Source organism: Arcicella sp. GW821-FHT09D11, assembly GCF_059416265.1.
The window spans coordinates 1,119,346-1,145,134 of record NZ_JBWKOV010000001.1 but is presented as its reverse complement, the minus strand read 5'-3'; the positions used below and the strand labels follow the sequence as shown (position 1 = coordinate 1,145,134).

Genomic DNA, 25,789 nt, shown 5'->3' with positions numbered 1-25,789 from the left:
TTAGGCGATTTGCTTAAAGCTTTTTTTAGTTTTTGGGGGTATAAGTAATATTTTACAGTTGTAGTGTTATGTCTGTTAATGTTGGTAATGCTTGATATTTAACGCATTTAAAGAATAAGAAACCATCAAATAACTCCAAACGGCCAATTTGTTCTCATCATGAATTTTGGGTAAGTATTTCATTGAATCAGTAGAATTTAAAAACGCAAAGGCGTAGTTGACCTCAATATTTTTATTAGGAATATATTTTAAAGAAATGTCGTTTTCAAAACCAAGAAACTTATTTATTGCTTGTCCTTCAGTATTTAACAAAGGATACTGTGTGTAAAATAAATGAAAGTCTGAACGAAGTGATATTTTTTTATTGAATGGAATCGTCACAAATAAATATGGATTCACTAACCCTTTTCCATTCACATCATTTGGGAAACGGGTGAAGACATTCATGTTTCCCATAAATTTCCACGCCACACCATATAATACATCAAAATCACCAGAATAATTAATTGGTGAGTTGGGGCTACTACCACTCAGAATCTCCATTCCTAAACGCCAGATAGACTTACTCATAGATAATCTAATTTCTGGTTGTATATAGTAAGCTAGTAACTTTTTACCTTGCGGATTATGTCCAAACTGAAGATAAGCGTTTGTAGTATAATACCATTTTTTGCTCTTAAGCTCAGCCCTTCCTCCTATGGTTGCACGTGCATATGTTTGATTTGAGTTTTCAAGAAAATCAATAGCATTAATAGAGTTAAATGAAAATAAGTTATTTGAATTATAACTGAAATGATTTATTAAGAGGTATTTGTAACGATGAGCTGAAACAGGTGAATAAGCAGATTCAAAAAGATTACCGTATTTCCGAGTAAATAAAAAGAAAAAATCGTTTGAAATAGAGTTTAATTTTTTCATTAATCGTATTCCCTCGTGAGCTCTCCCTTGTTGTGACCAAGGTGCGTCAGAGAAAACCCTACCATTGTCTAATAAAACACCTTGTCTTCCTATCCGAAAATTTAAAGACTTAAATGTACTCTCAAAATATAATTGGTAAAAATTAATACTTCCAACTTTAGAAGAATTGTTTGTTTTATCCCATAGATGAATTTCCTGTAAGTCAGATTTTATCAACCATTTTTTTCTTGAATACATCATGGAAAATCTGTTTCTTTGAGCAATATAGAAATAAGGCTCGGCTAAGTCGTTAGGCGGAATAGTATAGTTGTAAGTGTACTCTGCTCTTGGGCGCAATTCGATATTAAACAAGAAATGCTCAGATAAACTATCTGCTAGCTGGGCAATCGATTGATTTGTGAATGAAAAGAATAGTAAAACAAAAATATATTTTTTGTTAAAGGAATTGGGTATCATAGTCTAGATTTGTGATTCTTGAATATATATATCATACTTTTTCTATAGAAATTATATAGTATATATTTAGTCGCACAATTTCAGATAATTTACCCAATTCCGCAAAAAATTATAAAACTCTTTCCAGAAAGTTTATTATACTGTAAAAGCTATTGATTTGTGTCTATTTAATGTTTGTGAATATAATAGCTTTTATCTGATACGATCTAAAGGTATTTCTACGCAAAAGGAGCATATATTTTTTCAAGATACTCTTCAATTGGTATTGAGTTTCTTAACGCCATCAAACCATTCCCAACGTCCCCTATTACATTTCTAAAGGCATTGTTTTCTCTGTTGGCAAGCCCAGCAATTACTTTTACGATGTCCAACGTTTTGTCTTTCATACTATTATCTACATTGGCAAAAGCATTATTTAATTTCTTTGTTAAAGCATCATAAGCTGTAATTTCAGGATTATTGTTCCATCTAATGTTTTCAACAAAATTATTGTCAGTAGACCCTCCTTGTTCAATCAAACGTAAATCAATATTTAGTGATTTTAATTCATAATACAACCCTTCGCTTAAGCCCTCTAAAGCAAATTTTGACATATTATATAACGACCCTAGCGGTAAGGCGGTAGTGATACCCATAAACGAACTTACATTAATAAACATTCCTTCTCCTTGTTGTCTGAAATGCGGTAAAAATGCTCTGATAACATTGATTGGCCCTCTTGTATTTACGGCAAACTGCCAGTCAATATCCTCCTCTTTGGCTAGTTCCAAAGCCCCATAAGTGCCCATCCCAGCATTGTTTACTACTACATCTATTTTTCCAAAGGCTTCTATGGCTTGTTCTGTAGCTGTTTTTACTTGTTCGAGATTAGTTACGTCAAGCTTGAATAGTTGAATATTGTCGTATTGCGTGAGTAACGTCTCTTTTTCTGGCGTACGCATTGTTGCGGCTACATTCCATCCTTGTTCAGCAAAATATATGGCACTTGCTTTGCCCAAACCTGAGCTTGTTCCCGTAATAAAAATTGTTTTAGTCATTGTTTTATTTTTTGTTTACATCGCAAAAGTAATGACGATTTGGTATAACTTTGTAACCAGTATAATAGAGTATACCAATACAAATAATCATGGCAACAACACAACAAGGAGGAAGAAACGCTAAAGAAGAAATACAGGCACTACAAGACACTATATACGTACTGGGTGGAAAATGGCGCTTGCCCATCATTAACGCTATTTGCAATGGTAACAACCGTTATCGGGAAATTCAACGGAGTATTCCGAATATTACCACAAGGATGTTGTCGAGAGAATTAAGAGAAATGGAGTTGAACAAACTTATTAAAAGAACGGTATCTGAGGATTCAGCAACTTCGGTTAAATATGAATCGACAGACTATTGTAAATCGTTTGGGCCAATCATTCTAGAAATGATAAAATGGGGCAAACAACACCGAGCATATATCATGAAGGATTAATGATATAAGGAGGAGGATAAAAAAGCCAAAAACCGAGGAGATTTAATTTTAGCTCAAAGCTCACTGCTCACAGCTTTGCCTTAGCCCTATTGTATTCTTCTAAACATTTTTCAAGGGGCTGTCCTTGCGTATGAATACAATCACAAAATTTTTCACACGCCTCAGGATTACTACTATCCTTGCATTGCGTCTGACAATCTCCTAATGTGTTGAAAGGTCTTATCTCATAAAGATTAAACAATATTAATCCTAATACCACAACAGTAGTAAAAGCACCTGCAAAAAAGCCAATTGGAAACTTATTGCTCACAGTATAGTCTTTGGACAGGTTACTTGGTATTGTAGTTGGGTGTTTGAAAGGAAGGATATATTTTAATTTGTCGTAATCCCAGCAAAGCAAATACAAGTTAGCCAATACCATTAAGGGAGAAGAGAAAAGAGAGCCATCAAAACGCACGGCAAATGATAAAATAGTAATATTTAAGATGATAGGAAAATAAAGAACAGCTCCGAGAGTTGCCGTTCGTGGGATTAACAATAAGATGGCAGCTGTTATTTGCACAACGCCAATGAATGTGTAATAATAACCTGTGTGGTGTAGTGCCTCTAAATAATTTCCCATTGGGTGATTCACAGATAATGACGTAAATCTCTCCCCTATAATTTTCACAAAACCCGAAGGAATAAACCCCGTAGCCAAGGCAATGCGATTAAAAATAGTAAAATACCGAAGCCATTTATTTGTCTTTGCCTGATAATGTAGTTGGTCAAGTTTTGCAGAGATATTCATGGATATTTAAACGTTTTAGTTAGCTTTCAAATGTACTTATTTTTAATTGTGCCCAATTACTTTTGTGTGAACAAAGATGTTTTTATGACTCAAATGTGTGAAGAAAAACAATACATTAAGCTTTCTGAAATCTCATTTCCATAATTTTTTCTACAATATTTTTTGAATCTAATTTTTAAATACTAAGTTTGTGAAATCAAATGCACAAAAATGACAACAACATTCAAAAATACTTCATGGTGGTGGCAACTGGCAAACGTCCGTTGAACAGAATCATAATGTATTTTCGATAAAGATATTTTTCTTCACGAAAGGCTTACTGTTCAACCAGTAAGCCTTTTTTGTTTTGCTCTTTCAAACAATCACTAATTAAGCATGACTTTTTCAGTAAAAACAACCCAAAAGAAACGTTTAGCCGATACCATTACGCCAGTTGGAATCTTTCTGAAATTGCGTAATAAGTTCAAAAATTCGGTTATTTTAGAAAGTGCCGATTATCATGGAAAAGAACATGGTTATAGCCATATTGCTTGCGACCCTGTAGCAAGTATTATTGTCGATAATGATGTAGTTACCCAAACTTTTCCAGATGGTACAACGGAAACTTTCAGACTGAATCACCGCAAGGATGCCGTAAAAGCCTTGATGGATTTTGCCAATCGTTTTCAATGGGAACGTCAACCTGATTATGCGCCGATGGCCAATGGTATGTTTGGACATATTGCTTATGATGCCGTAGAGTATTTTGAAGATATTGAGATACAGGAGAAAAACGAAAATACTGAAATGCCTTCTATCATTTACTATGTTTATCGTTATGTAATAGCGATTAATCATTTTAAAGATGAGATGTTCCTCTACGAACATCAATATGAAGGAGAAAAAAGAAAAAATACGGATAGTGTAAAAGGGCTAGAATCACTGGAAATGCTTTTAAGTATGCCTCATTATGCTACAAAGTCATTCAAATTAACGGGAGAAGAAATTACTAATTATACGGATGATGAAATGCGGGTGATTATCCAAGAGTGTATCAAACACTGTTTACGCGGAGATGTTTTCCAGATAGTGCCTTCTCGTCGTTTTAGTCGTACTTTTGAAGGAGATGATTTTCAGGTATATCGTGCTTTGCGTTCTATCAATCCGTCGCCCTATATGTTCTATTTTGATTATGAAAAATATAGAATTTTTGGTGCATCGCCCGAAAAACAAATCGGCATAAAAAATGGAATGGCAGAAATTCATCCTATTGCAGGTACTTTTAGAAGAACGGGCGATGATGAAAAAGATGCAGAATTGGCACGTGAATTATTAGCTGACCCTAAGGAATCTGCTGAACACGTCATGTTGGTAGATTTAGCAAGAAATGATTTGTCAAGAAGCTCTGACGTAGTAAAGGTAGAAACCTTTAAAGAAGTACAGTTTTACTCACACGTTATCCACTTGGTTTCTAAGGTAACAGGTAAAATGACTGTGGGTACAAATCCCTTGCAATTAGTAGCGGATACTTTCCCTGCGGGAACGCTTTCAGGTTCTCCTAAACATAATGCTATGAGTATCATTAACCGCTTAGAAAATGTGAATCGTCATATTTATGGTGGAGCAATTGGCTACATGGATTTTGTAGGAAACTTTAATCATGCCATCGCTATTCGTACTTTCATGAGTAAAAACAATACACTTTATTACCAAGCAGGAATGGGTGTAGTAGCCAAATCGGTGATTGAAAACGAAATGCAAGAAATCAAATTAAAATTAGGCGCATTAAGAAAAGCCTTGGATATGGCGGAGGGAATATAGATAGTAGCAATCAGCGATGAGCTTTGAGCAATCAGCTGAAAAGATTTATTCTTCCCGTTTAATTAAAATAAGAATGCAGCTCAAGGCTCATAGCTCAAAGCTGATAGCTAAAAAATACAACCATGAAAATATTAGTCCTTGATAATTACGATTCCTTCGTATATAACTTAGTCTATATCTTAAAAGATTTAGGCAATCAAGTGGATGTATTCCGCAATGATAAAATTTCATTAGAAGAGGTAGGTAAATACGATAAAATATTGCTTTCGCCTGGCCCTGGTATTCCCGAAGAAGCAGGTATTTTATTAGATGTCATCCGTGAATATGCACCCACAAAATCTATTTTTGGAGTATGCCTTGGGCATCAAGCCATTGGAGAAGCCTTTGGTGCAAAATTGCACAACATGGGCGATGTATTGCATGGTGTAACGACTAAATGTATCATTACAGAGCCATCAGAGATTCTTTTCCAAGGAGTACCAAATGAAGTAAACGTTTGTCGCTATCACTCATGGACGGTCGTAAAAGAGACCATGCCTGCTGAATTAAAAGTAACAGCACTCGACGAACAAGGCTATGTAATGGCGGAAGCACACTCGCTTTATGATGTAAGAGGGGTGCAGTTTCACCCAGAGGCTTATCTTACCGAATATGGGGTGAAAATGGTAGAGAACTGGGTTAAAATCTAATACGAAAAAAATAAACCATAGCTGATTGCCCATTGCTAACAGCGAATTAGTATGAAAATTTACTTACAAAAAAGAACAGAAGGTAACGCTCTAACCCAAGAAGAAGCCCAAACGGCTTTGGGAATCATAGCCAGAGGTGAAGCCAATAATAGCCATATTGCCGCTTTTCTGACTACCTACATGATGAAACCCATTACTTCAGCAGAATTAGCGGGTTTTCGTGATGCGATGTTGGAATTAGCCCTCACAATAGATCTTTCTGCTTATGACCCTATGGATGTTTGCGGAACAGGGGGTGATGGAAAAGACACGTTTAATATCTCTACTACAGCATCTTTTGTAGTAGCAGGGGCTGGTCAGTGTGTGGCAAAACATGGTAATCATGGTGTGTCGTCGTCTGTGGGTTCCTCAACTGTATTAGAATACCTCGGGGTAAAATTCAGTAATGACATCGATTATCTTCGTCAGAAAATAGAAACTACAGGGATTTGCTTTTTACATGCGCCATTGTTTCATCCAGCGATGCGTTTTGTTGGTCCTATTCGCAAAGAGTTAGGCATGAAAACGTTCTTTAATATGCTTGGACCAATCTTGAATCCTGCTTTAGTGCAAAAGCAAATCACAGGCGTTTATAATTTAGATGTATTGAAATTGTATGGGGAATTACTTCAAAAATCTTATAAAAATTATGGGGTAATTTATGCCTTAGATGGCTACGATGAAGTGTCGTTGACATCAGATTTTAAATTGATTACTGTAAAAGGAGAAGAAACTTTTTCACCCGAGCAGTTGGGCTTTACAAGATGTAAGCAAGAAGATTTACATGGAGGAAGTACGGTAGAAGAGTCGGCAAAAATATTAATCAATATTCTTGAAAACAAAGGCACTAAAGCTCAAACAGAAGCTGTAATTGCCAACGCAGCTACGGCATTATATTGTGCCGATAATACTTTGAGCTTACCAGATGCTATTTTGAAGGCCAAAGAATCATTAGAAAGTGGTAAAGCCTTGGCGGGTTTCAAGCAATTTATTCAGTAAAATATTTAGATACAAATGACTATTTTAGATAAAATTATCGCCCATAAAGCACAGGAAGTAGCCCAACGCAAAGGACAAGTTTCTATTCAAGAATTAGAAAAAAGTGGCTTTTTTGCCAAAACGAATAATTCCTTAAAAACAAGTTTGCTTAATCCTGCATCTTCAGGAATCATTGCTGAATTTAAAAGAAAATCTCCTTCAAAAGGTATCATTAATGGGAATGTAACGGTAGAGGAAGTAACGGCTGGCTATGTAAAAGCGGGTGCGGCTTGCTTATCGGTATTGACAGACTATGAGTTTTTTGGAGGTACTAGCGAAGATTTTCTCAAAGCGCGTCGTACTAATCCGACGATTCCGATGATTCGTAAAGATTTTATGATAGATGAATACCAAATCATCGAAGCAAAATCGTTAGGGGCAGACGTAATTTTGTTGATTGCTGCAAATTTGACACCCCAACGTATACAAGACTTAGGAAAACTGACGAAAGAATTAGGCATGGAAACATTATTAGAAATCCATGACGAAGAAGAACTGAATCGTAGTTTGAATCAGTATATTGATGTAGTTGGTGTCAATAACCGTAACCTGAAAAATTTTGCAGAACAAAATGTTAATGCATCATTGGAATTAGCCGAGAAAATTCCTGCTGAATGTATCAAGATTTCAGAAAGCTGTATTTCACAAGCAGAAACGATTAAATTATTAAAGACAGTAGGCTACAAAGGATTTTTAATTGGCGAAACCTTTATGAAAACCAATAATCCTGCAGAGGCTTTGAAAACATTGATTGATGAAGTTAATGCTTAAAACTTACTACTCCTTCAAAACCTTTCCTATTAGCTGGTGACTTAAGTGCTATCGATTACCCAGAAGTATATAAATAGCTGATAATCAAGACTCTCATCTCTAGCGAGGGACTTAAGTCCCTCGCTAGAGATGAGGGCTTTAACGCTTGGTTTTAAAGACTATTTATGTACATTTAAGCTAATTTAATCAATAATAACATTTCCATTTCAACTTTTTAAAAGATGTGGGTAATCAGTAGCACTTAAGTCACCAGCTAATAGGAAATAGTCTCCTTTCTGAAAGAAAAGCTTTGTCAAATGTCCCAAACAGGCTTAAAACTTCCCTATTCTTGCCAAATATCCCATTATCTTGTTCGTTTTCCCAAGAATTTTACAGGCTTTTATGTAAGTGCTAATTTTGACTCAATCAAAAAACAAGCATTTAACACAAACCGAATACTAAAATGGAAATAGTTTTAAAAATGGCATTGTACGTTCATATTGTTGCGGGGTTTACGGCATTGACTACTGGTTTAGTACCTATGTTTGCCAAAAAAGGAGGAAAAGCACACGTGTTTTGGGGCAATGTATTTTACTGGGCGATGTTCTTGGTAGCGTTAACTGCTTTGATGCGCTTTAAAATGGAATTTCGCCTGATTTTCTTGACGGGCATTGCCGTTTTTAGTTTTTATAATACTTTCACGGGAGCGAGACTAATACGTATGAAGAAAAACTTACAACCTGAATTTGTTGATTGGTTTGGTGCTATCTTAACCGTTATCAGTGCTTTCGGAATGATGGCTTTTGGCATAATGGCTTATCAAAAAGGAATTACTTTCTATGCCATTTTATTTAATCTTTTCGGTGTATTTTCTTTATTGATGGCAACGGAAGATTTAAGGGTATTCTCAGGTAAGAAAATCGTAAATAATACGGGAGCTGTACAAGCAAGATATTGGTTTCAAAACCATATTTCCAGAATGGGTGGTGCTTATATTGCTACCGTAACGGCATTTTTAGTAGTAAACAATCCTCCCTACATTCCAAGTTTAGTCGTTTGGATTGCCCCAGGTGTAATAGGTGGAATAATTATCGGAAGAACTCGCAGATATTATATGGAGAAGGCTAATAAGAAGCTTTAGGCAATAGGCTATAAGCATTATAGCCATGATAACGACATTTGGGAATACTCTTAAATAATGTAATCTTGGCAGTAAGCCCCAAGCAAAATGCCTAAAGCTTACTGCCTATTGCACTAAAGCAAATATTACCTTTCAAACAACATTCTTTTTCCAGTAACACTTTCATCAAATGTACCGTCTTGGAAAGCTAAATGTCCTGAAACGATTGTATGCGTAATTTTTGAATGTAAAGTCTGTCCTTCTAATGGAGACCATCCACATTGGTAGTAAACATTTTCTTTGGTAACTGTAGTACTTTCATTCAAATCTACCAACACTAAATCAGCCCAATAGCCTTCGCGAATATAGCCTCTTTTAGCAATCTGAAAACAATCTGCCACAGCGTGCGACATCTTTTCTGCGATTTTCTCTAACGAAATTTTACCTTCTTTATAAAACTCCAACATCAAATTTAAAGGATGTTGTACCAAAGGTAAACCCGATGGCGATGACCAATAAGGATTTTGTTTTTCTGCCCACGTATGCGGTGCATGGTCGGTAGCAATTACGTCTATTCTATCGTCTAGCAACGCTTTTAACAATTGTTGCTTATGTCCGTCGGCTTTTACGGCAGGATTACATTTTATCTGATTACCCAAGGTTTCATAGTCGCGGGCATCAAACCAAAGGTGATGCACACAAACCTCCGCTGTAATTTTTTTCTCTTTTAAAGGAATATCATTCGTAAATAATGCTGTTTCCTCACCAGTAGTAATGTGTAAAATATGCAAGCGAGCATTATGACGTTTGGCTAATTCAACCGCCATTGATGATGATTTATAACAAGCCTCCACATTCCTGATTTCAGGGTGTACTCTCGGATGTGGATTATCGCCAAAGCGTTGTTTATAAATCTCCGTATTGGCGCGAACCGTTGCTTCGTCTTCGCAGTGTGTCGCAATCAACATTGGACTTTTAGAGAAAATGTTTTCCAGTGTTTTCTCATTATCTACTAACATATTGCCTGTTGAAGAACCCATGAATACCTTAACCCCACAAACATTCTGGATATTGGTTTTCAGTACTTCTTCAATATTATCATTAGATGCCCCCATGTAAAATGAGTAATTCGCTAAAGACGTACGAGCAGCAATATCGTATTTATCAGCCAATAAATCTTGGTTCAAAGCATTGGGAACAGTATTAGGCATTTCCATAAAGGACGTAACACCGCCTGCCACACCAGCACGAGCTTCTGAATGAATACAGGCTTTGTGGGTAAGTCCTGGTTCACGAAAATGTACTTGGTCATCAATTACGCCTGGGAAAAGATATTTGCCTTTAGCATCAATGACAGTATCGGCAGTTAAACCAGATAGATTTTTATCAATTTTTTCAATGAATCCGTCTTTTACAAAAACGTCTGCCGATTGAATTTTGCCTTCGTTAACTACTTGGGCATTCAAAATAAGTATTGTGTTCATCCTTAAATCAGGCTCAAATTTACTTGCTTAATTTATCAATTTGTTTGGGTACTATATCGATGGCTTTTTCCACTACTTTCGGAGCGAGTGGCTGTACCAGTGGGTAAAGATAAACTTTTTCAGCATCACTTGCGGGAATTTTAATGCCAATGGCTGTAATTAACCAGATGAAGATACTGATACCAAAAGCCCATGTGAAGGCTCCGACAACAGCACCAGCAAAAGAATCAAAGTTTCCTAAAACGGTATAACGGATAGATTTTCGTAAGGTCCAGCCTAGCTTATTAATGAGATAAACAATAGGAAAGAAAACTGCCCCAAAACCAATATAAGGCATGATTTTGTTAGTTACGCTATTGCTCATATAAGGCGAAGCAAGGTCGCTAGCAAACCCTAATGTACGAAAACCAATAATGACAGAAATTACGAAAGCGATAATAGAAATGATTTCAATGATAATGCCTCGTTGATAACCAATGTAAGCTCCCCAGAGGGTTGGAAGAAGTATGAAAATATCGATTGGTTGCATAGATACGAGATATGTTACCTCACCCCCAACCCCCTCTCCTTCAGAGAGGGGAGCTTAAAGTCTGCTCCCCTTCTCTGAAGGAGAAGGGGTTGGGGGATGAGGTTATGCAAAAACTAACTCAAAATGGCTTTCACCATCGCAGAAATTACTTTACCGTCAGCTAAACCTGCTAATTCTTTCGTAGCTACGCCCATGATTTTACCCATATCAGACGGAGCAGAAGCACCAACACGTACTTTGATTTCCTCTAATTTAGCACGTAGTTCGTCTTCTGTTAATTGTTTTGGTAAGAACTCCTCGATAATTGTAAGCTCGATTTGTTCCTTTTCAGCCAAATCCGCACGTCCTTGTGTTGTAAATATATCTAAAGAATCTCTTCTTTGTTTAGCAGCTTTTGTCAATAATTTTAATTCAACATCTGCTGATAAGTCTCCACTGGCATTGTTTCCAGAAGTTTCTTCTAACAGAATTAATGCTTTTAAAGCACGTAAAGTGCGAAGACGGTCTTGGTCTTTTGCACGCATGGCATCTTTAATGCCGCTTTCAATATTGGTTTTTAATGACATGATTTTATTTGAGATTTTGAAAATATGTAATTTTGAAAATGTTTCTTTTTCAAAATACGTATCTTTGGCCCATTCACAGAACATTATTATTTGGATAAATGTTCTTTTTACAAAGGTACTAAAACAGTTATCAGTTATTTGGCTTCGTGTATCAGTATTTTATCTATTACATTGGTAAAATAAACAAATACGGAGCTTTTATCATTTTTCAGTATGACTAAATTAAGTGTTAATATCAATAAGATTGCTACTTTAAGAAATTCAAGAGGAGGCGATAATCCAAATGTAGTAAAAGTAGCCTTAGATTGCGAACGTTTCGGTGCAGAAGGTATTACAGTACACCCACGTCCAGACGAACGCCATATCCGTTATCGTGATGTATTCGATTTAAAGGAAGTGGTAACGACGGAATTTAATATTGAAGGAAATCCGTCAGAGAAAAAGTTTGTAGAATTGGTGTTAGCCAATAAACCAACTCAAGTAACTTTAGTACCTGATGCTTTAGGGGCAGTTACGTCTAATGCAGGTTGGGATACTGTAAAATACAAAAGTCAGTTGATTGATTTAGTTGCTCAATTCAAAGAAGCAGGTATCAGAACTTCCATCTTTGTAGATGCTGATGTCAGGATGGTAGAAGGGGCAAAAGAAACAGGTACAGACCGAATCGAACTTTATACTGAACCTTATGCAGAACATTATTTCAACAACAGAAAATCGGCTATCCGTGATTTTGTTACTGCTGCCGTCAGAGCTAACGAATTGGGCTTAGGACTAAATGCAGGGCATGATTTGAGTTTAGATAATTTACGATACTTTCAACAAAACATTCCAAATCTTTTAGAAGTATCCATCGGTCACGCACTAGTTTGCGATGCCCTTTACTTGGGTTTAGAGAATACTGTGCAGTTGTATTTGAGAGAGACGAAGGCAATAGATTAAGGATTTGTTTTTTAAAATCAAAAAAGCGTTTCAGAACTAAAATTCCGAAACGCTTTTTGTATGAATAAACTTATTAAAATCTATTGGCTATTTGCAACTATTTAAAGGATAAACAAGCGTAGCATCTATTTCTCCTGTAGTTGGGTTAACTGGGAAAGAACCTGTTAAGCCAGCCTGCGATACTATAGTTGCCGTACCATTATTAAGGGTAATTTCACCAGAATAGTTAGTTCCATCGTAAGTTGCCGTTATCTGGTATTTCTCATTTTTTTTCATACCAAGTGTGGCCTTACCTTCTACTACATTCACTAACTGTTCTCCTCCTGCCGCATCAACAAACTTCACCCAGACCGTTGGTTTTATATTTACACTTTTGTCAGTACAAGCGGCTGTAAAATCTAGATTAACTTTAATAGCATCTGATTCAGTTGTAGCAACATAATCATCAGGATTCGGTTGATTTGGAGGTATTACTATATTAGGAACCTTTATAACTATAACCATCGTAACTTTTTTCTCAGTACAAGCATCAAAACTACTGGTATAAATTAAACTACCTGACCTGCTGTATAAACGCATAATTGTTTTATACCCTTTTGCTACATTTTTGGCTTTAAACTTTAGTTGTGTATCATAACGTATTGGAAACTGAGAATACTTCTTGGTATAGACAGTTTTGCCTGCTTTCGTAATAGATACCCTAATATAATACGTTGATGACAGATATCTGACATTAGATTTAAAGGCTACAGTATAAGTTTTACTTCCGCAACTCTTACCTTTGAACCTCCAAGAGATGGTCCAACTAGATAAGTGAGATACTTTAAAATTTGCAATTAAATTTCCACTCGCATCTTTAGTAATAGTTGCATCACCTTCTTCTGTCCATTCGTCTTTGTCTCTATTATAGCTAAATACTGGAATTTGGTCTCCTACTTTTACAAGTTCATCGGTATCTGGATTTATCAAATCAGGATGTATAGAAAGTGACATATCTAAAGGTTTTGAAAAGCTTTTTACACTTTTCCCGCCTGCTGTCATTTCGATATCAACAAAACCAGCTGTGATAAATGAAGCTTGGTCTGTAGTGCCATCTTTAAATTTAACGGTATTTGCTTCGCCTTCATTAGGAAAACCATTAAAAGCGTCTTCCGTACCAGTTCCGTACTGAATGATATTACTGTTTACACTTGTTGCATTGATTACCGCTCCATTTTCATCTAGTACTTGTGTGCCCGGAGCAATGGTAATTTTGGCAACTTCAGGTTTATCGATACTTGCAGGAATCACAATCGTTTCACCTGTAGCCAATGATGTTGTTTTGGCAACAGATTTTACACCATCAGGTAGTGCTGAAAGGTTGGTAAGTGGCACAGTATAGGTAGAACTTGAAAAATCTATAATAGTAATCGTGTAATTAGTCGGGGCATAATTCGTACCTTTTACCGACACCGTAAATTCAACAGGAGCATTTTCTGTAGGATTTGCATTTTTAGCTAAAACCAAAGAAAGTAAATTTCCTGCAACCTTGAAATCCTTTCCTCCTTGGTCGGTCAAAACAAGGTCTTTGTTGGGGCCTAAAATAGTCACTGTTAAATCCTTTGGCAAAGTTGTACTATTGCTGTTGGCATCAACAAACTCAATCAAGATAGGAGCTTTATAGATATTGCTATTTACTGTTAAATCTACGCCTTCAAATGGGTTGATTTGCTTACAAGCAAATACGAGTGTAAGTCCAAGTGATATATATATTATTGGACGAAATAAAGAGGTAAGTAGTGTTTTCATTTCTTTAAGAATAAGGTTTAATAATGTTCGATTAGTCGAGTCTAATGGCTAGTCTCAAATTGATAACTGGCCAATAATGCCAATCTTTCATGTTTTCTTGTACTTTGGCTTGTTGTTCACTCATACTACTGAGTCTTTTCTCACCTGTTAAGGTTACCACAGGAGCCTTTGTGTAATAAGTGCCTAGCTCAAAGCCGAAGCCTACTCTACTTTTTGGAATAGTACGTCCAAAGCCTATTCCTGCAAAAGGGGCGATGTTTTTTCCATAATCAACAGAGAATTTAACATTGCCAATTTCATCAGGAGTAAAGGTTGTACTACCAAAGGTGTAAGTCCCAGTAGGTGTTACAACTACAGAAACTTTCCCTTTGTCGATATACGATGCCCCACCAAACAGTTTAAAACTACTTTTTTTGAAGGGGAAGTATTCAAAAGACAGTCCCGCCATTGCGATGTCTGCATCACCACCTAATTTCACTTCTTCATCAGAAGCATTAGTAGTAGTATTGACATTGTATTTGAAATAAGCAAAGCCTAGTCGAGCAGTTACTTTTGGACTTAGTCCGTAGGCTAAATCAATACCTGGTGTTGTACCAAGGTTTAATGATAGCCCTAGCTTGTGAAGAGTCTTTTTTTCTTTGGGAGGGTTAGTGGTGGCATCTTGACTAAAGACAACATTACTGATTAAACACAACAAAAGAAGCAAAAAACTAGCGGTAGTTTTTGTTTGCATGATAGGTATTATTTGTTAAGGAGAGATAATAATAGTAAAGGTACTTTTATTTTTATAAGCATAAAACTTTTCGTATATTTTATTATTTGTTATCTGATTGATTTAAAGAGATTTATATTTGAGGTACGTGCATAAATATGTGTTGTTTTTTAGATAAAATACGGATAGCTATACTTATTTACATACATAAAAAAACCACTCATATTTTGAGTGGTTTTTTTATGTATGTAAATAAGATAATCCGAAAACCTGAATTAATTACAATTTATATTGAGTGATACAGCAAGATCTATTGTATTTGTTTGAGAATTATAAACACCCTTACCAGAAGCATCACTACCTGTTAATGTAATATTGGCATTAGAGATAACAAATGTTGGCGAGGTATAAAGTTTGTTATTATAATTATTTTGAATATAATAAGTATGACCACTAACAAGTTTAGTACTATATACAGAACCCGTTTTAGTGAATGTACCACCTATGATTTGAGTAACTTGACCATTTGCTATGTAAACGTTAATGGTGCTTGGTAAACCAGCATCCTTATTGGTTTTGTCAATAATATTGTACCAACCTGTTGGTAAAACGGTTACATTTTTATTAGAACAACTTCCTTTTATACTAACATTTAGGTTAATATACGTAGGAGGAGCTGGTGCACCATAGTTTAGTGTTATAGCGCCTTGTGAGCATGGAGCAAACAATGGTGTTTCTGCTAATATAGGAAGTTTAGGATATAAGTAAAGGTTAAATGCTGAAATGACAACTTTCGCTTGTTTGATATTAGGAACTCTAGGAAAAGTTATCACTTTTTCCTGATTAATGTTTACATAGTGGGCTGCCGCTAAATATTGATTGTTAGGGGTTACTAAAGCAACATCATAGACACCAGATTTCCCAGCACCAATATTAAGAGTAACTTTTAATGAGTTATTACAACTTGGTATACCATAGAATATATCCCAGTCTAAGTTAAAACAAGACAAGTGTGTAGTTTGGAAATCGGTAATTAGTTTTCCATTTACACTTTTTACAGTAACATTTCCTTCACTTTTCCATTGCCCTGTTTGTTCATTTAAGCTCCATAAGGGTATTATGTCTCCTGCTTTTATATTATCGCCAGTTACAGCATTAGTAGTATTTGGGTCAAGTTCCATTGATACAGTGATTGGCTGAGAGAATTTTTTTACAGCCGTATTTCCTGCATTCATATTAATTGAAACTAAACCAGCAGACATAAACTGTACGCCCTGACCATTATTAATTTGTTGCCCGTTTGCATCTACTACATTGGTCGGGCTGTACCCACCTGGGAAAGCACTATAAGAGGTAGGCGAGCTAGGGTCGTAATAAACTACGGCAGTTGAAACCTGATTTGCATTAATAGGGGTGCCATTAGCATCCTGAATTTGTGTACCAGCTGGCAAGGTGATAGTAGTTGTTTCTGCCATAGTAGCAGTACTTGCAGTTTTTATTGTCTGCGGAGTAGTTACAGTTCCACCTGTTACAGCAATAGTTGCTGTTGAAACAGAAGTACCATCAGCAGGTTTTGACATCTCAATAGCTGTTATATCAACAGTTTTTACAGAATCAGAAGTGATTGTTACTAACTGAGAAATAGGGGAAAAACCAGGGATTTCTGCATAGATATTGAACTTCAATGGGTTTGAAGCAGAAGGGTGTGCATCTGATGTAAGATATAATGGTAAAAAACCTCCTTGAGAACGAAATGATGTCGCTCCTCCGTCCATACGAACTAAGTTGGCATTTGCTCCACTTATAGTTACATTAAAATCAGGTAATTGTGTACCACTACTATTGGCATTGGCAAATTGCACTAGAATAGGAGAAACTGCGATTTCTTCATTCACTGTCAACTCAACGCCATCTAATGGATTGATTTTTTGGCAAGCAAGAGTTATAGTAAGTCCAAATAAAATATATAATATTGGACGAAAAACAAAGGTAAAGGTTGTTTTCATTTTATTAAAATAATAAAGTTTAAATGATTTCAATTAGTCTAATCTAACAGCCAATCTTAAATTGATAACTGGCCAATAATGCCAATCTTTCATGTTTTCCTGTACTTTAGCTTGTTGTTCACTCATGCTACTCAATCTTTTTTCACCTGTCAGTGTTACCACAGGAGTCTTTGTATAATAAGTACCCAACTCGAATCCGAAGCCTACTCTACTTTTTGGGATGGTACGTCCAAAACCAATTCCTGCAAAAGGGGCGATGTTTTTTCCATAATCAACAGAGAATTTAACGTTGCCAATTTCATCAGGAGTAAATGTTGTACTACCAAAAGTATATGTACCTGTTGGCGTTACGACCACCGAAACTTTTCCTTTATCAATATAGGATGCTCCGCCAAAAAGCTTGAAGCTACTTTTTTTGAAAGGGTGGTATTCAAAAGATAGTCCAGCCATTGCAAGGTCTGCATCTCCCCCTAATTTTACTTCTTCTTCAGAAGTTTTAGTAGTAGTATTGACATTGTATTTGAAATAAGCAAAGCCTAGTCGGGCAGTTACTTTTGGACTTAGTCCGTAGGCTAAATCAATACCTGGTGTTGTACCAAGGTTTAATGATAGACCTAGTTTGTGAAGTGTTTTTTTTGCTTTGGGAGGATTGATTGAAGTATTATCTTGACTAAAGATAGTACTACTTATTAAACACAAACAAAAAAGCAAAAAACTAGCAGTAGTTTTTGATTTCATTAAAGTGAATTTTTATGGAGTTTAAGAATAATGATAAAGATAATTCGTTTTTATTCTTTGGCAATATGTTGCTGATTTTTTTTATTATATGGTAGATAAGAGCTTTACTTTAAGGAAAAAAATACCTAGTGCTAGGTATTTGATGACAATAATTCCTAAGTTGAGTGATAGGAAGAAGAGAAGTGATTTGATAATAAAAACGGATTGATAATAAATGGTGCTTTAGTGAATTAGGTGTGTTACAACCAATTCACTAAAGCACTTTATGTTTATCCTAGTTTCTGTATTAGAATATCGGCAATTCTTTCAGAAGTATGTCCGTCCCAAAGGGGAGGAATTTGTCCTTTTTTAGTTTTTCCTGCTAAAATTTCTAATAACTTTTCATGGACTGTTACAGGATTTAAATCAGCTAAAAGTTGGTTCGTACCGATTTCAATCGTAATAGGTCTTTCAGTAGAATCCCTAAAAGTCAAACATGGGATTTGTAAGAAAGTAGTTTCTTCTTGAATTCCTCCCGAATCTGTAATAATGATGGTGGCATTTTGCATCAACTGCAAAAACTCTAAGTAGCCTTGTGGCTCAGTTAAAACTAAGCCTTCGATAGTTTCAAGTCTTTCAGACAAACCGAATTTCTTGAAATTATTAGCCGTACGTGGGTGAATTGGTAACACCACCTTTTTATAACGAGCAGTATCTTCGATAACATTCAAAATCGCTTCTAAGCCCTCTGGTGTATCCACATTCGCAGGTCGGTGCATGGTCACTACTGCATAACTATCTTTTTGTAGATTCAAATCATCCAGCACGCTAGTTTGTTTCGCTTTTTCTAAATAATGTACCAACGAATCAATCATCACGTTACCTACAAAAAATACTTTTTCGTCGGGTACGCCTTCATGCTTTAAATTATCCACACCCGACTGCTCAGTAATAAATAAATATTCTGATACACTATCGGTTAAGATTCTGTTGAGTTCCTCAGGCATCGCACGGTCGCCACTTCTTAAACCTGCTTCTACGTGTGCGACAGGAATATGTGATTTTATAGCCACTAACGTACAAGCCAATGTTGCGTTGACATCACCTACTACCAATACTAAATCAGGTTTTTCTGCTAATAAAACCTTCTCAAATTCAAGCATCGTTTTGGCTGTTACTTCAGTGTGCGAACCACCACCAACGCCCAAAAAATAATGAGGCTTTGGCATTTGCAGCTGCTCGAAGAAAACATCACTCATCTTAGCATCAAAATGCTGACCAGTGTGAACAATTTTCGATTCAATCTCTGGGCGTTGTTCAAAAGCACGGTGCAAAGGTGCTACTTTCATGAAATTCGGCCTTGCACCGACGATGTTTAATATTTTTATCATAATGTTATTATAAGCGTTGCATTAATTTCACGACCATAGTATCTTTCCAAGGCTTGAAAGTACCAGCGATAATGTGTTCTCTGGCTTGTTTTACCAACCATAAGTAAAAACTTAAGTTATGCACGCTCGCTATCATCGCTCCTAGCATTTCATCCGCTTTCAACAAATGGCGAACATACGCCTTTGTATAAAAATTACTGGCATAACAGTCTAACCCCGTATCGATAGGCGAGAAATCATCTTTCCATTTCTCATTCTTCATATTGATTGTCCCCTCAGTAGTAAACAACATACCGTTGCGGGCATTACGAGTAGGCATTACACAGTCGAACATATCTATGCCCAAAGCAATGCTCTCTAAAATATTCGCAGGAGTACCCACACCCATCAAATAACGAGGCTTGTCTTTTGGCAAAATATCCGTTACCAATTCCGTCATTTCGTACATCATTTCAGCAGGTTCACCTACCGAAAGCCCGCCAATGGCGTTTCCTTCACGTTCGAAACTAGCGATTACCTCTGCCGATTTTACTCTTAAATCTTTGTAAACACTACCTTGAACAATTGGGAAAAGCGTTTGGCTATAACCATATTTAGGTTCGGTACTGTCGAAATGGTCGCAACAGCGTTTTAGCCAGCGGTGCGTCATTTCCATCGACTCGCGTGCGTAACCATATTCGCAAGGATACGGCGTACATTCGTCAAAAGCCATGATAATGTCTGCACCAATCGTTCTTTGAATATCCATCACCCCTTCTGGACTAAAAAAGTGTTTAGACCCATCAATATGAGATTTGAAGGTAACGCCCTCCTCTTTAATTTTACGACCAGTATCAGCCAAAGAATATACCTGATATCCTCCTGAATCGGTCAAAATCGGTCTGTCCCAGCCATTGAATTTATGCAAACCACCTGCTTTTTCAATAATATCCAAGCCTGGACGAAGGTAAAGGTGATAGGTATTACCCAAAATAATTTTGGCATTGATATCCTCTTTTAGTTCACGTTGGTGAACAGCTTTTACCGAACCTGCTGTACCCACAGGCATAAATATAGGTGTTTCTATTTGTCCGTGATCAGTTTGAAGAACGCCTGCACGGGCTTTAGAATTAGGGTCATTGTTAAGTATATCGAAAGTCATTTGCTGAACAAAAAGGATTTTTTAAAAGACTTAAAACAGATTGATTATGTATTTAATGATCCTTTCTGAATTTATTTTACCGAAAAGATTACAAAATTACGAGTTTTCTCAACAAATCTTTCTTCTTTTACTCATAGCCTTTAGGCTTTTACTTATCTTTGCACTCCCAAAAGATTAACCAACTGATATTTAATACCTTGATACCCTTTCTATTTAGCATATACATATTTTCTGTTGGCCTTCAACTATTTTTTATTTTGTTCGTTTTTGCCAAAGTCAATACGCACGAAACACCAATTCAGGAAGCAAATACTTTCGAAGGCGTATCGGTTATTGTTTGTGCATGGAATGAATTAGAAAATTTAAAAGAGTTAATTCCGCTGTTGGATAATCAAGCCTATCCTGATTTTGAGGTAATCATCATGGATGATCGTTCTTGGGATGGAACACACGAATATCTAATGCACGAATGTGAATCATTTCAGCATGTAAGGTTTATTCAAATAGAAAAAACACCCGACCACCTTTCAGCCAAAAAGTATGCATTGACATTAGGTATCAAATCAGCCAAATATGATGTATTGTTGCTGACAGATGCTGATTGCAGACCACAGAATGAATATTGGATTAAAGGAATGGCGGAATGTTTATTGCCAGAAAAGCAGATTGTATTAGGTTTTTCACCTTATTATTCCGAAAAATCTTTCTTGAATAAGCTGATTCGTTACGAGACCTTTATTACGGCTGTACAATACTTTTCATTAGCCCTCAAAGGGCAACCTTATATGGGTGTTGGGCGAAATTTGATGTACCGCAAATCATTATTCCTTGAAAACAAAGGCTTTGCAAAACATACTAATATCGTAGGTGGTGATGATGATTTGTTTATGAACGATGTAGCTACTGCTGAAAATACGGCTATTTGTTTGAACGCTGATACATTTATGTATTCCGTACCCAAAACAACTTGGGAAACATGGTACCGACAAAAAACAAGACATCTATCTGTGAGTAAATATTATCGTTTTGAAAACAAATTAGTGTTAGGAAGCTTAGCTTCTACCCAAATATTTTCTTGGGTTTTATTAGCGGTATTAATTCCATTTACATTTCAATCAGTGCTTTTATATGGCGTATTAGGTGTTTTTGGCATAAGATTATTAGCACAGTGGATTGTATTTGCCAAAGCCAACAATCGTTTAGATAAAACACTCAATACGGCGACATTACCCTTTTGGGATTTTATATTTACCAGCTATTTTTTAATAATGGGAACCAATAATTTGATTCCTAGAAAGAAAAAAATGAGATGGAAATGAAAGAGTTTTGAATGATGAGTTTTTTGATTAAATTATTTTTTACCCGCAGATCTGACAGATTAATATCGCAGATTTTCGCTGAAACTGTTTGTTTGCGAAAATCTGCGTACAAATCTCTGAAAATCAGCGGGTAAAAAACAATTCGCTCAATCACACAATAATGATGAATATGACAAACAACCATACATTAATAGAAAAGTATTTTCCACAGCTTACAGAAAAGCAAAAACAACAGTTTGCTCAGTTGGGAGAATTATATACGCATTGGAATGCTCAAATCAATTTGATTTCGAGAACAGATATGGATAACCTTTACGAGAAACATATCTTACATTCCTTGGCTATTGCAAAAGTAATAACCTTTAAAGATTTCAGTGAAATACTAGACGTAGGCACAGGCGGAGGTTTCCCAGGTATTCCTTTAGCGATAATGTTTCCTCATTGCCAATTTCATTTGGTAGATAGTATTGGCAAGAAGATAAAGGTAGTCAATGAAGTAGCAAAAGCGTTAGGGTTAGAAAACGTTCGTGCAGAACAAATCAGAGCAGAAGAAATAGATGGCGAATATGACTTTATTGTAAGTCGTGCCGTTACACGCCTTCTACCATTTTACGGATGGGTAAAAGGAAAGATAAACATCAATAATTATAATAAATTGAATAACGGCATTCTTTACTTGAAAGGTGGCGATATGAAAGAAGAATTAAAAGAATTAGGAAAAAAGACGAGAGTATTTGAATTGTCTGATTATTTTGAAGAAGAATTTTTCGAGACAAAGATGGTAGTTCACGTTCCGATGAAGTAAAAAGTGGTTTTTAAATCGATAAAAATGAAAAAAAATGTTTTTTGTAATAATCTGAAAATCAAGGAATAATCAATTTTATTTAAAATCTTGCTATTTTTTTCATAGAAAACACTTGCATGATATTCAAAAACGGACTACTTTTGCATCACGATTAACAACAATCCTTCTTAGCTCAGCCGGTTAGAGCACATGACTGTTAATCATGGGGTCCCTGGTTCGAGCCCAGGAGAGGGAGCAAAAAGCCTTAAATCATACGATTTAAGGCTTTTTTGTTTTAAAATTATATGTCCTAATATTAGTACTTTAAAATGATAAAACATATGAAGCACTAACATGATAAGACTGCCTACTTCTCCCTCCTACCAATTGGTCTTCTATTCTTTCCAACTTTGCCTTGTAGGTCATCTCCTAAGTCTTCGCGAGCTTTGTCGGCTATTTCCATCAGCGTTTTGGTTACTTCTGGAAAGTCAAATTGTACATTATACCTTTCGCTAGGGTCTTTGCTTAAATCAAATAAGCCACCTGTGATATTATAATTTTCATTGACTGCTCCGGGTAAGCCATCTTTGCCGGGAGAAAATCCTTCGTAAGTGCGTCCGGGGTGCGGAAATACTAATTTCCATTTGCCATGACGAACAGCTTCAAGGTTATTCGCCCGATAATAATATAAGAAAGTGTCTCTTGGCTTTTCCCTAAAATTTCCTTGTAGTAATTTCCAAAGACTAACGCCATCAATTTTATTATTGGATAATGATGCACCTGTTACTTCAGCTATTGTGGGCAGAATATCCAATCCCGAAGAAATATTGTTGCAAACTACTCCTTCAGGGATAACACCCTTCCATGTCATTAAGCAAGGTACACGTTGTCCACCTTCCCAAGTTGTTCCTTTGCCTTCTCTAAAGCCTCCTGCACTTCCCGAATGATTCCCATAATTAAACCAAGGACCATTGTCAGAAGTTACAATCAATATGGTATTATCATCTAATTTTAGGTCTGCTAATGTTTTTCTAATTTGCCCAATGCTCCAATCTAATTCCATCAATACGTCGCCAAAAAGCCCTTGTTGAGATTTCCCTTTGAATTTATCCGATACAAACAAAGGAACATGAGGCATTGGATGTGCCAAGTACACAAAGAAAGGCTTATCCTTATTTTTCTGAATAAAACCAATCGTCTTTTCTGTAAACTGCGTGGTAAACTGACTTTGGTCTGGATTAGTAGCAATTACCTTGTCGTTTTCAATGAGCGGTAAAGGTGGATAATAATTTTTAGCCGTAGGATGGTTTGGCCACATATCATTAGAATAGGGAAGTCCAAAATATTCATCAAAGCCGTTTTTGGTAGGTAAAAATTCAGGGAGATGTCCCAAATGCCATTTCCCATAAGCAGCAGTCGAATAACCTTGCTTTTTCAATAACTCAGCAATGGTTTCTTCCGAAGGATTCAGCCCTACTTTTGAAGTATGGTCCATTGCACCACTAAACCCTATTCTGTTAGGGTAACATCCCGTAAGCAAACCCGCTCTTGAAGCCGTACATACTGCTTGAGGAGAATAAAAATGAGAGAAAAATAGCCCTTCTTTAGCCATTTGGTCGATATTAGGCGTTTCATAGCCTATAGCACCAGTCCTGCCAAGGTCGCCATACCCCATGTCATCAAAATAGACTATAATAATATTGGGTCTGGTTGTTCGGTTTTTGCTCCCTTGAAACGAAAAGAGTAAAAAAAGGCTTAGGAGGATGCTTAATAAAGGTTTGTATTGTCTTTTCATCGTTGTTTAATTACTGTCATAGGAACAATCGTTGAAATATAGACAAAATTTTATTTTTTCCTGTAGTTCCTTAAAGGGATAGGTATAAGATAATAAAGGCTTAAACAAAAAACAAACCCCGATAATAACGAGTATTATCAGGGTTTTGCTTTTGATCAACAATCAAAAACGATTAAACATATAACGGAAATGCTTCCATCCATTTGTTTACTTCTGTTTTCACTGAGCCTAAATATGTATCGTTATCGTGGTTCATCAATACGCTATCGATTAATTCTACGATATGTAACATTTCTGCTTCTTTCATACCGCGAGTAGTCATCGCAGCAGTACCAACACGCATACCTGATGTAACAAATGGAGATTTGTCATCAAAAGGAACCATGTTTTTATTGATAGTAATATCGGCTTTAATCAACGTATTTTCAGCCAATTTACCTGTCAATCCTTTTGGACGTAAGTCGATAAGCATTAAATGATTATCTGTACCGCCAGAAATAATTTTATATCCTTTGTCAACAAATGCTTGTGCCATTACTTTGGCATTTTTCTGCAATTGTTCAGCATAAATTTGGAAATCGTCTGTAAGGGCTTCTCCAAAAGCAATTGCTTTAGCAGCAATTACGTGTTCTAATGGACCACCTTGTGTACCAGGGAAAACTCCGCCATCTAACAAAGCTGACATTGTTTTCAATTCGCCTTTCAAGGTTTTTAAACCGAATGGGTTTTCAAAATCTTGACCCATCATAATTAAACCACCACGAGGACCTCTTAACGTCTTGTGTGTAGTTGTTGTTACGATATGGCAGTGTTGCATTGGGTTATTTAATAAACCTTTAGCAATCAAAGCCGATGGGTGTGAAATATCTGCTAATAAAATAGCGCCTACTTGGTCAGCGATAGCACGTAAACGTACATAATCCCAGTCACGAGAGTAAGCCGAAGCACCACAGATAATCAATTTTGGTTGTTCTTTCAAAGCAGTAGCTTCTACTTTATCCCAATCAATCAAACCTGTTTCTTGTTCTACACCGTAGAAAAATGCTTGAAAATATTTTCCAGAAAAGTTTACTGGAGAACCATGTGAAAGGTGACCACCATGTGAAAGGTTGAAACCTAAAATTTTATCCCCTGGATTCAAGAAAGATAAGAAAACCGCAGCGTTTGCTTGTGCACCAGAGTGTGGTTGAACGTTTGCCCAAGTGGCACCGAACAATGCTTTAGCACGCTCGATTGCAATTGTTTCTACTTGATCAACTACCTCGCAACCGCCATAGTAGCGTTTCCCCGGTAGTCCTTCTGCATACTTGTTTGTCAAAACTGAGCCTTGAGCTTCCATTACTTGCTTTGAAGTAAAGTTTTCTGAAGCAATCAATTCGATACCGTACTCCTGACGGTGAGCTTCTTGATTAATCAAGTTGAAAATTTCGGTATCTCTTTCGAGCGTGAAAGTTGCTGTTGCCATTTTATTAGAAGATTGCACGGGTTTAAGTGCCGTACATGGTTGGTTCTGTTAAAGAAAATCAACAAATTGTTATAAA

At 36.3% G+C, this 25,789-nt stretch carries 23 protein-coding genes and 1 tRNA gene; 10 read left to right on the top strand and 14 right to left on the bottom strand.

Going from position 1 to position 25,789, the window contains the following annotated elements:
• Window positions 1–75: 75 nt before the first annotated feature.
• A complete protein-coding gene (locus tag AC07N0_RS04850) occupies window positions 76–1,269 on the bottom strand; it encodes a hypothetical protein (RefSeq protein WP_494588311.1) in 1,194 nt (397 codons plus the stop codon).
• Window positions 1,270–1,592: 323 nt separating this feature from the next.
• Window positions 1,593–2,411, bottom strand: a complete 819-nt coding sequence (locus AC07N0_RS04845; RefSeq protein WP_494588310.1) for an SDR family oxidoreductase — start codon at window positions 2,409–2,411, stop codon at window positions 1,593–1,595.
• An 89-nt stretch (window positions 2,412–2,500) separates the two neighbouring features.
• On the opposite strand from AC07N0_RS04845, the gene AC07N0_RS04840 reads away from it, so the two are divergent.
• Entirely contained in the window at window positions 2,501–2,851 is a 351-nt protein-coding gene (locus AC07N0_RS04840; RefSeq protein WP_494588309.1) for a winged helix-turn-helix transcriptional regulator, read from the top strand.
• A 67-nt stretch (window positions 2,852–2,918) separates the two neighbouring features.
• Here the strand turns inward: AC07N0_RS04840 and AC07N0_RS04835 are convergent, their stop codons facing one another.
• On the bottom strand, window positions 2,919–3,641 hold the full coding sequence (locus AC07N0_RS04835) for a DoxX family protein (protein ID WP_494588308.1): 723 nt from the start codon (window positions 3,639–3,641) through the stop codon (window positions 2,919–2,921).
• Between the two features lie 375 nt (window positions 3,642–4,016).
• Between AC07N0_RS04835 and AC07N0_RS04830 the strand changes: the two genes are divergently transcribed.
• From AC07N0_RS04830 to AC07N0_RS04810, 5 genes are all read left to right on the top strand, one after another.
• The gene (locus AC07N0_RS04830) at window positions 4,017–5,441 is read left to right on the top strand and encodes an anthranilate synthase component I family protein (protein ID WP_494588307.1); all 1,425 of its coding nucleotides are present in this window, start codon (window positions 4,017–4,019) and stop codon (window positions 5,439–5,441) included.
• A gap of 122 nt (window positions 5,442–5,563) precedes the next feature.
• Complete coding sequence (locus AC07N0_RS04825) at window positions 5,564–6,130, top strand: anthranilate synthase component II (RefSeq protein ID WP_309921626.1); 567 nt, start codon at window positions 5,564–5,566, stop codon at window positions 6,128–6,130.
• A 51-nt stretch (window positions 6,131–6,181) separates the two neighbouring features.
• Entirely contained in the window at window positions 6,182–7,168 is a 987-nt protein-coding gene (trpD, locus tag AC07N0_RS04820) for an anthranilate phosphoribosyltransferase (protein ID WP_494588306.1), read from the top strand.
• A gap of 15 nt (window positions 7,169–7,183) precedes the next feature.
• Window positions 7,184–7,978: an indole-3-glycerol phosphate synthase TrpC gene (trpC, locus tag AC07N0_RS04815; protein WP_494588305.1), complete on the top strand. Its 795-nt coding sequence runs from the start codon at window positions 7,184–7,186 to the stop codon at window positions 7,976–7,978.
• Between the two features lie 442 nt (window positions 7,979–8,420).
• Window positions 8,421–9,098, top strand: a complete 678-nt coding sequence (locus tag AC07N0_RS04810; protein ID WP_492801077.1) for a hypothetical protein — start codon at window positions 8,421–8,423, stop codon at window positions 9,096–9,098.
• 125 nt (window positions 9,099–9,223) lie between these two features.
• On the opposite strand, the gene AC07N0_RS04805 is transcribed toward AC07N0_RS04810, so the two are convergent.
• The 3 genes from AC07N0_RS04805 to AC07N0_RS04795 form a co-directional block, all read right to left on the bottom strand.
• Complete coding sequence (locus AC07N0_RS04805) at window positions 9,224–10,561, bottom strand: dihydroorotase (protein ID WP_494588304.1); 1,338 nt, start codon at window positions 10,559–10,561, stop codon at window positions 9,224–9,226.
• A 19-nt stretch (window positions 10,562–10,580) separates the two neighbouring features.
• Entirely contained in the window at window positions 10,581–11,090 is a 510-nt protein-coding gene (locus AC07N0_RS04800) for a CvpA family protein (RefSeq protein ID WP_494588303.1), read from the bottom strand.
• A gap of 113 nt (window positions 11,091–11,203) precedes the next feature.
• Window positions 11,204–11,656 (bottom strand): GatB/YqeY domain-containing protein, encoded by a 453-nt coding sequence (locus AC07N0_RS04795; RefSeq protein WP_494588302.1) that lies wholly within the window; start codon window positions 11,654–11,656, stop codon window positions 11,204–11,206.
• Window positions 11,657–11,869: 213 nt separating this feature from the next.
• Between AC07N0_RS04795 and AC07N0_RS04790 the strand changes: the two genes are divergently transcribed.
• Window positions 11,870–12,595, top strand: coding sequence for a pyridoxine 5'-phosphate synthase (locus AC07N0_RS04790; RefSeq protein ID WP_494588301.1), 726 nt, complete (start codon window positions 11,870–11,872; stop codon window positions 12,593–12,595).
• Window positions 12,596–12,682: 87 nt separating this feature from the next.
• Here the strand turns inward: AC07N0_RS04790 and AC07N0_RS04785 are convergent, their stop codons facing one another.
• From AC07N0_RS04785 to tgt, 6 genes are all read right to left on the bottom strand, one after another.
• Window positions 12,683–14,383, bottom strand: coding sequence for a hypothetical protein (locus AC07N0_RS04785; protein ID WP_494588300.1), 1,701 nt, complete (start codon window positions 14,381–14,383; stop codon window positions 12,683–12,685).
• Between the two features lie 31 nt (window positions 14,384–14,414).
• Entirely contained in the window at window positions 14,415–15,116 is a 702-nt protein-coding gene (locus AC07N0_RS04780; RefSeq protein WP_492801071.1) for a hypothetical protein, read from the bottom strand.
• Window positions 15,117–15,370: 254 nt separating this feature from the next.
• Entirely contained in the window at window positions 15,371–17,101 is a 1,731-nt protein-coding gene (locus tag AC07N0_RS04775; RefSeq protein ID WP_494588299.1) for a hypothetical protein, read from the bottom strand.
• 33 nt (window positions 17,102–17,134) lie between these two features.
• Window positions 17,135–17,839 carry a hypothetical protein gene (locus tag AC07N0_RS04770; protein ID WP_494588298.1) on the bottom strand — a complete coding sequence of 235 codons (705 nt, stop codon included), beginning with the start codon at window positions 17,837–17,839 and terminating at the stop codon, window positions 17,135–17,137.
• 269 nt (window positions 17,840–18,108) lie between these two features.
• Window positions 18,109–19,209 carry a non-hydrolyzing UDP-N-acetylglucosamine 2-epimerase gene (wecB, locus tag AC07N0_RS04765; protein ID WP_494588297.1) on the bottom strand — a complete coding sequence of 367 codons (1,101 nt, stop codon included), beginning with the start codon at window positions 19,207–19,209 and terminating at the stop codon, window positions 18,109–18,111.
• Between the two features lie 7 nt (window positions 19,210–19,216).
• Window positions 19,217–20,350, bottom strand: a complete 1,134-nt coding sequence (gene tgt / locus AC07N0_RS04760; protein WP_494588296.1) for a tRNA guanosine(34) transglycosylase Tgt — start codon at window positions 20,348–20,350, stop codon at window positions 19,217–19,219.
• A gap of 257 nt (window positions 20,351–20,607) precedes the next feature.
• Between tgt and AC07N0_RS04755 the strand changes: the two genes are divergently transcribed.
• The 3 genes from AC07N0_RS04755 to AC07N0_RS04745 all read left to right on the top strand — a co-directional run bounded on the left by AC07N0_RS04755 (window position 20,608) and on the right by AC07N0_RS04745 (window position 22,709).
• Window positions 20,608–21,669 (top strand): glycosyltransferase, encoded by a 1,062-nt coding sequence (locus tag AC07N0_RS04755; RefSeq protein WP_494588295.1) that lies wholly within the window; start codon window positions 20,608–20,610, stop codon window positions 21,667–21,669.
• A gap of 169 nt (window positions 21,670–21,838) precedes the next feature.
• A complete protein-coding gene (rsmG, locus tag AC07N0_RS04750; RefSeq protein WP_492801065.1) occupies window positions 21,839–22,474 on the top strand; it encodes a 16S rRNA (guanine(527)-N(7))-methyltransferase RsmG in 636 nt (211 codons plus the stop codon).
• Window positions 22,475–22,635: 161 nt separating this feature from the next.
• Window positions 22,636–22,709 (top strand) — tRNA-Asn (locus AC07N0_RS04745).
• A gap of 111 nt (window positions 22,710–22,820) precedes the next feature.
• Here the strand turns inward: AC07N0_RS04745 and AC07N0_RS04740 are convergent.
• Window positions 22,821–24,248, bottom strand: a complete 1,428-nt coding sequence (locus tag AC07N0_RS04740; RefSeq protein WP_494588294.1) for a sulfatase family protein — start codon at window positions 24,246–24,248, stop codon at window positions 22,821–22,823.
• A 172-nt stretch (window positions 24,249–24,420) separates the two neighbouring features.
• Window positions 24,421–25,713 (bottom strand): serine hydroxymethyltransferase, encoded by a 1,293-nt coding sequence (glyA, locus tag AC07N0_RS04735; protein ID WP_184131041.1) that lies wholly within the window; start codon window positions 25,711–25,713, stop codon window positions 24,421–24,423.
• Window positions 25,714–25,789 lie beyond the last annotated feature (76 nt).

Coding starts and splice junctions, on each gene's coding strand:
- AC07N0_RS04845 (WP_494588310.1), bottom strand. CDS start 2,411: ATGACTAAAACAATTTTTATTACGGGAACAAGCTCAGGTTTGGGCAAA.
- AC07N0_RS04840 (WP_494588309.1), top strand. CDS start 2,501: ATGGCAACAACACAACAAGGAGGAAGAAACGCTAAAGAAGAAATACAG.
- AC07N0_RS04835 (WP_494588308.1), bottom strand. CDS start 3,641: ATGAATATCTCTGCAAAACTTGACCAACTACATTATCAGGCAAAGACA.
- AC07N0_RS04830 (WP_494588307.1), top strand. CDS start 4,017: ATGACTTTTTCAGTAAAAACAACCCAAAAGAAACGTTTAGCCGATACC.
- AC07N0_RS04825 (WP_309921626.1), top strand. CDS start 5,564: ATGAAAATATTAGTCCTTGATAATTACGATTCCTTCGTATATAACTTA.
- trpD (WP_494588306.1), top strand. CDS start 6,182: ATGAAAATTTACTTACAAAAAAGAACAGAAGGTAACGCTCTAACCCAA.
- trpC (WP_494588305.1), top strand. CDS start 7,184: ATGACTATTTTAGATAAAATTATCGCCCATAAAGCACAGGAAGTAGCC.
- AC07N0_RS04810 (WP_492801077.1), top strand. CDS start 8,421: ATGGAAATAGTTTTAAAAATGGCATTGTACGTTCATATTGTTGCGGGG.
- AC07N0_RS04805 (WP_494588304.1), bottom strand. CDS start 10,561: ATGAACACAATACTTATTTTGAATGCCCAAGTAGTTAACGAAGGCAAA.
- AC07N0_RS04800 (WP_494588303.1), bottom strand. CDS start 11,090: ATGCAACCAATCGATATTTTCATACTTCTTCCAACCCTCTGGGGAGCT.
- AC07N0_RS04795 (WP_494588302.1), bottom strand. CDS start 11,656: ATGTCATTAAAAACCAATATTGAAAGCGGCATTAAAGATGCCATGCGT.
- AC07N0_RS04790 (WP_494588301.1), top strand. CDS start 11,870: ATGACTAAATTAAGTGTTAATATCAATAAGATTGCTACTTTAAGAAAT.
- AC07N0_RS04785 (WP_494588300.1), bottom strand. CDS start 14,383: ATGAAAACACTACTTACCTCTTTATTTCGTCCAATAATATATATATCA.
- AC07N0_RS04780 (WP_492801071.1), bottom strand. CDS start 15,116: ATGCAAACAAAAACTACCGCTAGTTTTTTGCTTCTTTTGTTGTGTTTA.
- AC07N0_RS04775 (WP_494588299.1), bottom strand. CDS start 17,101: ATGAAAACAACCTTTACCTTTGTTTTTCGTCCAATATTATATATTTTA.
- AC07N0_RS04770 (WP_494588298.1), bottom strand. CDS start 17,839: ATGAAATCAAAAACTACTGCTAGTTTTTTGCTTTTTTGTTTGTGTTTA.
- wecB (WP_494588297.1), bottom strand. CDS start 19,209: ATGATAAAAATATTAAACATCGTCGGTGCAAGGCCGAATTTCATGAAA.
- tgt (WP_494588296.1), bottom strand. CDS start 20,350: ATGACTTTCGATATACTTAACAATGACCCTAATTCTAAAGCCCGTGCA.
- rsmG (WP_492801065.1), top strand. CDS start 21,839: ATGACAAACAACCATACATTAATAGAAAAGTATTTTCCACAGCTTACA.
- AC07N0_RS04740 (WP_494588294.1), bottom strand. CDS start 24,248: ATGAAAAGACAATACAAACCTTTATTAAGCATCCTCCTAAGCCTTTTT.
- glyA (WP_184131041.1), bottom strand. CDS start 25,713: ATGGCAACAGCAACTTTCACGCTCGAAAGAGATACCGAAATTTTCAAC.